At 36.2% G+C, this 8,601-nt stretch carries 8 protein-coding genes and 1 rRNA gene; all 9 read right to left on the bottom strand.

Annotated elements, in window-relative coordinates; translation table 11 throughout:
- Positions 1-203 (bottom strand): 16S ribosomal RNA (locus tag CCE82_RS04590); the annotation flags it as partial.
- Positions 204-734: 531 nt separating this feature from the next.
- Positions 735-1,799: an Mrp/NBP35 family ATP-binding protein gene (locus CCE82_RS04585; RefSeq protein ID WP_086428236.1), complete on the bottom strand. Its 1,065-nt coding sequence runs from the start codon at positions 1,797-1,799 to the stop codon at positions 735-737.
- Positions 1,800-2,099: 300 nt separating this feature from the next.
- Complete coding sequence (locus CCE82_RS04580) at positions 2,100-3,548, bottom strand: MDR family MFS transporter (RefSeq protein WP_086428235.1); 1,449 nt, start codon at positions 3,546-3,548, stop codon at positions 2,100-2,102.
- Positions 3,549-3,653: 105 nt separating this feature from the next.
- On the bottom strand, positions 3,654-4,115 hold the full coding sequence (locus tag CCE82_RS04575; RefSeq protein ID WP_086428234.1) for a SepA family multidrug efflux transporter: 462 nt from the start codon (positions 4,113-4,115) through the stop codon (positions 3,654-3,656).
- Between the two features lie 25 nt (positions 4,116-4,140).
- Entirely contained in the window at positions 4,141-5,484 is a 1,344-nt protein-coding gene (gene sdrM, locus CCE82_RS04570) for a multidrug efflux MFS transporter SdrM (protein WP_086428233.1), read from the bottom strand.
- Between the two features lie 355 nt (positions 5,485-5,839).
- Entirely contained in the window at positions 5,840-6,037 is a 198-nt protein-coding gene (locus CCE82_RS04565; RefSeq protein WP_086428232.1) for a hypothetical protein, read from the bottom strand.
- Between the two features lie 12 nt (positions 6,038-6,049).
- Positions 6,050-6,730, bottom strand: coding sequence for a PAQR family membrane homeostasis protein TrhA (trhA, locus tag CCE82_RS04560; RefSeq protein WP_086428231.1), 681 nt, complete (start codon positions 6,728-6,730; stop codon positions 6,050-6,052).
- Positions 6,731-6,740: 10 nt separating this feature from the next.
- On the bottom strand, positions 6,741-7,931 hold the full coding sequence (locus CCE82_RS04555) for a UTP--glucose-1-phosphate uridylyltransferase (RefSeq protein WP_086428230.1): 1,191 nt from the start codon (positions 7,929-7,931) through the stop codon (positions 6,741-6,743).
- A gap of 72 nt (positions 7,932-8,003) precedes the next feature.
- Complete coding sequence (locus tag CCE82_RS04550; protein WP_086428229.1) at positions 8,004-8,510, bottom strand: metal-dependent hydrolase; 507 nt, start codon at positions 8,508-8,510, stop codon at positions 8,004-8,006.
- Between the last annotated feature and the right edge of the window lie 91 nt (positions 8,511-8,601).

The raw sequence follows: 8,601 nt of genomic DNA, 5'->3' as shown, positions 1-8,601 counted from the left end.
TAGAACCATGCGGTTCAACATGTTATCCGGCATTAGCCCCGGTTTCCCGGAGTTATTCCAGTCTTATAGGTAGGTTACCCACGTGTTACTCACCCGTCCGCCGCTAACGTCAAAGGAGCAAGCTCCTCATCTGTTCGCTCGACTTGCATGTATTAGGCACGCCGCCAGCGTTCATCCTGAGCCAGGATCAAACTCTCCATAAAAGAAGTAAGCTTGATATAGCTCGTTGATTGTTTAAGTCAATCACTCTTGAAAGTACTTTTGAAGTACTCAAATTATCGGAATTAACGTTGACATATTGTCATTCAGTTTTCAATGTTCATTTCGTTTGTTAATCAAGTTTACTATAACTTTACTTAATTAACAAGACCTTTATTATTTTAAACTTAATCCTCAACATTTGCAATAGTAAATTTTACACCATTCAAATATTTTAAAATTAAATTTTTTGCCGTTTTTAACGACTTTTATATCTTATCACCACTGTGATATGTTGTCAATAAGAAATTTTAACTTTTTATTTCTTATTTTGAATGAACGTTTTATTTCGCTCACAAGAATATATTGTATACAGGTCGAACTAAAAATGCAACCCTTTTTTTAATTTTTTTCTAAGTTTTTATCCTCGCGTTTTATGGCCCTATTTAATGTATAAACTTTCACTGGTTGATACCCAATAATTAAAAGAAGCCGAGTAAGCAGTCAAGACCTCAACTTCCTAATCGGCAATCATCTTAGTGAGCTGTTTTAGCAATAATTTTCTGTGCAATCTCTTTATAAATTTGTCCTAGGCGATCTTCTGGTTGATAAATAGAAGGTGAAAAATCTACGGGTTTCCATGATGGTTGTTCTAGTGGTAATTGCCCCAACAACTCGCTTTGTAATTCATCAGCAAGCTTTTGTCCGCCACCTTTACCGAAGATATATTCTTTATTGCCTGTCTCTTTACTTTCAAAATACGACATGTTTTCAATAACACCTAAAATAGAATGTTCCGTATGTCTCGCCATTGCACCTGCACGCGCGGCAACAAATGCTGCTGTTGGATGTGGTGTTGTAACGATAATTTCTTTACTTGATGGCAACATCGTATGTACATCGAGTGCAACGTCTCCTGTGCCTGGAGGTAAATCGAGTAGTAAGTAATCCAAGTCTCCCCATTTCACTTCAGTAAAAAAGTTTGTCAGCATTTTACCTAACATTGGACCTCGCCAAATGACAGGTGCATTTTCTTCAACAAAGAATGCCATTGAGATGACTTTAACACCGTGACGTTCAACCGGAATCACTGTTTTTCCTTCAATACCTGGTTTTTCATCAATGCCCATCATATCTGGCACACTGAATCCATATATATCTGCATCAATTAAGCCGACACGTTTCCCTTCACGTGCTAATGATACAGCTAAATTGACTGCCACTGTTGATTTCCCTACGCCGCCTTTACCAGAAGCAATTGCGATAAATTCTAAATCGTTACCTTTAGCAAGTGCATCTTCAATTGTTTGCGCCTCTTGTTTTTGAGCGCCCGCATATTGTTTCACTTTTTCTTCAGGTAGCGCTTCAAAACGAATCCCTACTGTTTTGGCGCCGTTCTCTTTTAATTTTTCAACAATAGCCATTTGTAATTCAAGTTGTGGTTGCCCTCCTAATTGTGCCATCGCAACTTTAACACTGACATGTGCTTTTTCTTCTTTGATTGTTACCTCTACAACCCCTTCAGTTTCTTTAAGAGGTACGTTAATAATTGGATCGTTAATATCTCCAATGAGTTGTTTAACCTGTTCAACTGATAACACTTCCGACATCTCCTTTTGTATACGCTTTAAAGTTAATTTTAACAAACTTTTACAGCGTTGCATAAGGTAAAAACTTCATGCTTCCATAAAATTACCTCGCTCAACGAATAGGGTCTAACATTTCCTCTCAATAATCTGTTGGACATTACCTTTGCTTCTACATATGCGCACCTTTTTGTTTTGACAACCATTCAAAGTACCATGCGTCTTTACACCACAGCCTTACCGCTTCCTCTACAAATATAAAAAACACCAAACAACGTAATGCTGTTTGATGTTTCATTTCTAATTATTTTAAAGTTATCGTGCAACACGGCGTTTATTGACGCGTTCCTTTTTACCTCTATCATAAATAAAGAAGCTGATAATAAAACCGATGAGTAAGAAACCTGAAGTCACGTAAAAGGCTAAATCCACACCGTGCGCCATAGCTTCGCGTTGAATCATCTCTTTGGCGATAGATGCATCCGGTTGATAAAGACCTGCACCTAGACTCATTAACGTTACCATTAAAGCAGTACCCATTGAACCTGAAATCGTACGCAGCGTATTCATAATAGCTGTACCGTGTGACACCATTTCATTTGGCAATGAGTTGATACCTGCTGTGTTGAGTGGCATCATCAATAACGATACTGAGAAAAGACGAATCGTAAAGACGATAATGACATAAGTATATGACGTATGCGCTGTTAATTGCGCCATCATTAATGTCGTAATTAATAGTAATGCAAATCCTGGAATAACAAGAACTCTGGCACCTACTTTATCATATAAGCGTCCTGTAACCACTGACATAACACCATTAATAATCGCACCCGGTAATACGACAAGCCCTGACAATAATGCTGAAAGACCGAGTGAATTTTGAACATATATCGGAATGAGCAACGCTGGACCTACCATTGAAGTAAAGACGATCATAGACGAAATGGATGTTAATGTAAACGTTCTTGTACGGAATGCAGATAATTTTAGGATAGGGTTATCGATACGTAATTGACGTGTAATAAATAACGCAACGATACCGATACCTACAATTAAACTAATAATAACAAGTAAATCATCAAATCCGTGCGCACCTGCAATACTAAAGCCATATAACATAATACCAAAACCAAGTGTAGAAAGAACTACTGATGTCTTATCAAGCACGACTTCTTTCGTATCACTAAAGTTTCGCATAGAAAACCAACCAAAGATTAAGCCGATAATCGATACGACCACAACGACGAATAACGGTGCACGCCATGAATAGTTGTCAACAAGTATCCCTGACAATGTCGGTCCAATTGCTGGTGCGAACTGAATAACGAGACCTGATAATCCCATCGCAAATCCACGTTGATTTTTCGGAAACAATGTAAATAAAGTAAACTGACTGAGCGGCATAATGACACCTGCACCCATCGCTTGAATCACACGTGCAGTCATCAATATTGGAAATGTCGGTGCTAACGCAGCAGTAATCGACCCGACAACAAAAGTACCCATGGCCGCTAAATATAATGTTCGTGTGGGCACTCTATCCATTAAATATGCCGTTAATGGAATCATTATTCCGTTGACTAACATAAATCCTGTAACTAACCATTGAGAAGTACTTTCGTGAATATCAAGTCCTCTCATTATACTAGGAAGTGCAGTATTCAATAATGTTTGGTTTAAAATAGCAATAAAGGCACTGATTAAAATAACAGCAACAATAATATTTCTTTGTGTTTTATCAACTTGAACACCTTCGTGCATACACTTTCCTCCTCTTACATTTCTATACCAATGCTTTATTTTACGACTAAAAAGTTAGCTTGGCAAAATTTTTGATTCCTCTTTAAACATGCGCGATGAAACGTGTTATTTTCGATTCAAATCTTCGGCATCCGGATAAAAAACTTCTTTACAAACGTAGAGAAACGCGATGATTAACATCAACACCCAATAGTCGATTCGAATATATTGATAATGGATATGAATCACAAAATAAAACATCGTAATCATCAGCGAATATGAAATCAAATGAAATGTAAAGCCTTCGAGATAAGGATTTGGATACAATTTCTTTTGGAGCCAGTCCATCAAATACTCCACACCAAAAATAACAAAATAACCAAGTATGATATAGCTGCCATAATAGATTAAATTATCATAAAATCCTTCATCATACGTAAACATGCCGAGATGAAAGTAAATCAACAAACGACTTAAGCCGAATAAACCAAAACCGAGCAACGTTAAAAATATTGCCCCAGAAATAACAAAAATGGAGAGGATGACCAACAAAGTGACAAAGTTAAACAAATTAAACTTCCCTTTCACTCATCAAACCTCCCCATATCATTTATTATTTTTCAGAAACTGTACGTAAACTTTTATCTTGGCGTGTTAACCAGACAATCATTAATCCTACTAATACGATAATACAAAATACCATAACATTTTGGATGCTTGTTTTAAAGATAACCACATCCATCGCATAAATATAGCCGATAATCGCTGAACCAATCGAATTCCCCATATTCCGTGTCAATGTAAAGAGCGACATCATCTTTTTCATACTTTCAGGAGAGGTTTCTTCTTGCACCATCACACTATCTTTCGTATAAGCCGTTCCAAAACTCATCCCTAAGAAGAACAATGTGACTGCAACAACAATAGGATGAAACGCATTAATCAAAATACTAATACTTCCTACAATTAAAATACCTATTGCGAGCAAATATAAACCTCGAACCGTACGATTTGCTTCAATTTTTTCTAAAGTGAAGTTAATTAATAACCATCCAATTGAAAGCGGGAAAATCACTAAACCACTTTGTAATGGGCTTAAATGTAAATGATCTTGTAAATATGAAGGGATGAATACATTAAAACCAATTAACGTCAGCGCAATGAAAAAGTCTGTCACAAATGCTAATCGAACTTTAGCGCCAAACTCACCTATTGGGATAAAGGACAATGACACTTTTTTCGAACGTTTAATAATGACTATAAAAACGATGACAAATAAGATAAAGCTCACGATGTTCATCCAAATATGACCTGTAATTAATACACTTGCCATGAGCAGTGCTAATAAAACATAAAATAAGAACATCCCTGTAAAATCGACCTTATGCGTTGAAGTCGACTCACTTTCAAAATGGTAAGACGTTAATACGAGTATCATAACAATGATGGCGATTGGAATATTAATGTAAAACAACCAATTCCACGATGATACTTCTAAAATGAAACCGCCGAGAAATGGCCCGAGTATACTTGAAATACCCCAAACACTTCCGACAACTCCCATCACCTTATAACGGAAAGGAATTTCAAATGCGAGTTTAGGAACGATTTGTGCTAATGACATATTCACACCTGCACCGACACCTTGAAGCAGTCGCGCAAAAACTAACATTTCAAATTGGGAACTCATCCCTGATAATAGACTACCAACTGTAAATAAAATTAAACCTAACATCGTCACATAAATGATTTTAATTCGTGACATTAACTCACTTAAAATTGGAATGGATAACACAATCCCTACAAAATAAACTGTAAACACAAGTGAAATAGGTTGTGTTGCATGTAAGTCAGCGCGCATTGTCGGTAAAGCTAATGAGACAATGGATGTTTCAATGGCTGCCATAAACATGATCAAGACTAGTGAGCAAATAATACTGACTCGCTTTAAGTTCATATTTTTCTACCTTTCTATCAAAAATTTATTGTTTTGGGCATCCAGCGACTGAAGCACGTTCGCCCTTATTCGTCAATATAGTAGCAACCCATTGACGTTTGTCATGTACTTAGCGTATTTAATGAGAAATGATATGATGCGCTTTCTCACTATCTTTATTTATTGTGAATTTGATACTGAATAAAATCAAACTATACGTATTCAAATGTTAATGTTTGAAAATTCATACGTATTCACATATAAATTTATTTTTATTCACATGAGATATTTTTATATAAAGACAAGAGACTGCTAAAACATCAATCCTCGTTACATGAACGAATGACGTCTCGAAACAGTCTCTTTCTATCCTCGTTTATTGTTCTTTCTTATGGTGTCGGTGTGCAGAAATCATGATGAAGATAATCACAATACCTAAGCCTAATGATAAAAAGCCTAGAAGTGGAGAAGCTGTCAATACGCCTTCTCCTAACAAATAGTAGTATGTGAAATACACTTGGAAAAGCAGTAAAACAGTTAGTGCAAACATCAACAACTTATAATTAGACTTCATCCAAACACCCACCTACATAAAATATAAAATACCTATGAAATGAAATAATGAAGCTATTAATATAAAAATATGCCATATCATATGGAAGTAAGGTCTATTTTTCTGTGCGTAAAACCATGCACCTATCGTATATGCTAAGCCTCCTAATAAGATGAAAATAAAAAAGAGCCATAGCGATTTACTAATGATAATAGGTAAGTAAATGACACCGACCCACCCCATAATCAAATAAATCATCAAACTTAATTTAGGGTTTACCTTTGTCGCAATTGCTTTATACAAAATACCCCAAATCGTTGTTGCCCATAAGATAATCATAATGGACCATCCGAGCCAGCCCCCTACAAGTACGAGTGAGACTGGCGTGTATGTACCACTAATAGCAACATAAATCATGCTGTGATCAATAATACGCATCACATATTTATGCGGGGAGGCTTGTTGCATCGAATGATAAACCGTCGATGAAATAAACATCAAAAATATACTAATCACAAATATAGACACACTGACAGACATCAGTACACCGTGATGCGCATAACTGTAAACCGCTGCATAAGGTAACATTAATAACATAATAAATGCTGCAACACCATGCGAGACACTGTTACCGACTTCTTCCCCAAATGATAAGGGGCTCATTTCTTTAAATGTTTCTAACGTCGTTTTTTTCTTTGTGGCACTTTTTGGCATAACGCCACCTCTATTCAATCATGTTCATTCGTTTCAAATCACGTGTCGCTGTTTCAATACTGTCTTTACCTTCTTTATTTTTTAATGGACTAAATTCCTCATCTCGAGAAACTTGTAGTGTTACAAAAGAAGTCGCATATTGAAAAATGTCAAAATAAAACAGTTCAAACTTTAATGTAGGCTTTTTCACTACTCCAAAATCTTCATCTAATTGCTCAAGTTCTTTAATAGCAAGGTGATAAGGTAGTGGTTTATCCACTGCGTTTTCAATAAAGGTACGACGAAATGCGTGAATACCAATATTGGCATTATTAAATTGATTTGCAGCCTCAGGGTCAAGCTCAGAATATTCTAAAACGGTGTCCTTACAGCCTTGAACTGCTAGACGTCCCACTTTTTCGCCTGGAAGCGGTGCAATGGATTTAGACGTCACATCTTTATGGTGATGCACTGTGAAGCCCGCAAATAATGGGTCTAACACTTTAACAAGAACATTATCAATATTATTGACGAAAATGTACTCATTATGACGTTCTGCCATTTGGTCGAGATATCCAGCTTTTTTCAGAGACTTGAAAATGCCCCCATTACCGTTTGGCGTCTCCATAATGCTACCATTTTTATCTAAAATCAATTGCCCCTGTTCATTTAATGCTACGATGTTATCTTGTTTGAAAAAGTAAATATGTTCAGCATCATAACCGAAGTATTTGTGTGCTTCGAAAAATGCACGTGTCGCTTCGTCATTAATATCACTTGTCATTATGTACCAATCTACAAAATGACCTGTTTTTTCTTTTAATGTGAGTAATTGACGCGCTTGTAGTTCAAACAAACTTACACCTTCAATTTCAAATGAACCTTTAGGCCCTTTATAGCCTAAACGCGTTCCTTGACCACCCGCCATTAACAATACAGCGAACTGCCCTTCTTGAATGGCTTGCAAACCGAGTTGTCGATAAAATTCAATCGTTTCATCCGTCATTTGTGCACTTGATTCGTAATTGACTTCTTGCACTTCTGAAACATCATCAATGGTTTGACGATTCACATAAACTTGCTGATAAAGTGATTGAATTTCTGCTAAATCAAGTTGAGCAATCTTATCATTAAGTCGCTCTTTCTCATTCGTACTCATCAGCTTTTCATATTCTTTTAAATGCGATTGATTATATTTTTCAAGTTTATTACTATCTAACATAATGTATTATACGCTCCTTTAATAAAGCTGTGACTCAATTTCATTAACACATCACTTCGTATACTTTTATCACTATTGCAAAAAGTAGTTTAAAATCTGCTTCATTGTCGATTCAAATAAAACATAAAGCGTGACAAGACTAAAAGTTGTGGCAAGTGACAAATCTATCGTACCGCCTGTCTTAAAGTGAATTGGGAAACGTATGCGAATAGGTATTGGAAAAAATAAGTGTACGCCTCTCGGTGTTAACATATCTAATATCACATGTGAAAGCATACCACAAATAATGCCAATCATATAGTAAATTGGTGTTTCAATAATATGTAATAAATAGTAAATCCCTAACATAAAGAGTAAAGAATGTGTAAAAGTACGATGACCAAACAAATGTTTGATAATATGACTCATCAGAGGTAGTCGTTGTCCGATTTTACTTCGTGTATGACAAATGTCAGGGAAAATACTCGCTAAACCAGATACAACAATACATGTCGCCATTTCAAAAATGTCTAATTGGAAATGTGTGCCCACTGCAGCTCCAATAAGAATACCTGCAGCAGAGTGCGTTTTACCGGTCATTTTAACCACCTTTCTATTTATGTGAGGATTATACCACAAAACGCACAAAAACACGAACATATTTTCGCATATTCCACCCGTTCTCAAATAG

It is taken from the genome of Staphylococcus cornubiensis (assembly GCF_900183575.1).
GTDB lineage: Bacteria > Bacillota > Bacilli > Staphylococcales > Staphylococcaceae > Staphylococcus > Staphylococcus cornubiensis.
Note: the sequence above shows the minus strand (reverse complement) of the source record. Positions and strands in the feature narration are given on the sequence as shown.

Coding starts and splice junctions, on each gene's coding strand:
- CCE82_RS04580 (WP_086428235.1), bottom strand. CDS start 3,548: ATGCACGAAGGTGTTCAAGTTGATAAAACACAAAGAAATATTATTGTT.
- sdrM (WP_086428233.1), bottom strand. CDS start 5,484: ATGAACTTAAAGCGAGTCAGTATTATTTGCTCACTAGTCTTGATCATG.
- CCE82_RS04565 (WP_086428232.1), bottom strand. CDS start 6,037: ATGAAGTCTAATTATAAGTTGTTGATGTTTGCACTAACTGTTTTACTG.
- trhA (WP_086428231.1), bottom strand. CDS start 6,730: ATGCCAAAAAGTGCCACAAAGAAAAAAACGACGTTAGAAACATTTAAA.
- CCE82_RS04555 (WP_086428230.1), bottom strand. CDS start 7,931: ATGTTAGATAGTAATAAACTTGAAAAATATAATCAATCGCATTTAAAA.
- CCE82_RS04550 (WP_086428229.1), bottom strand. CDS start 8,510: ATGACCGGTAAAACGCACTCTGCTGCAGGTATTCTTATTGGAGCTGCA.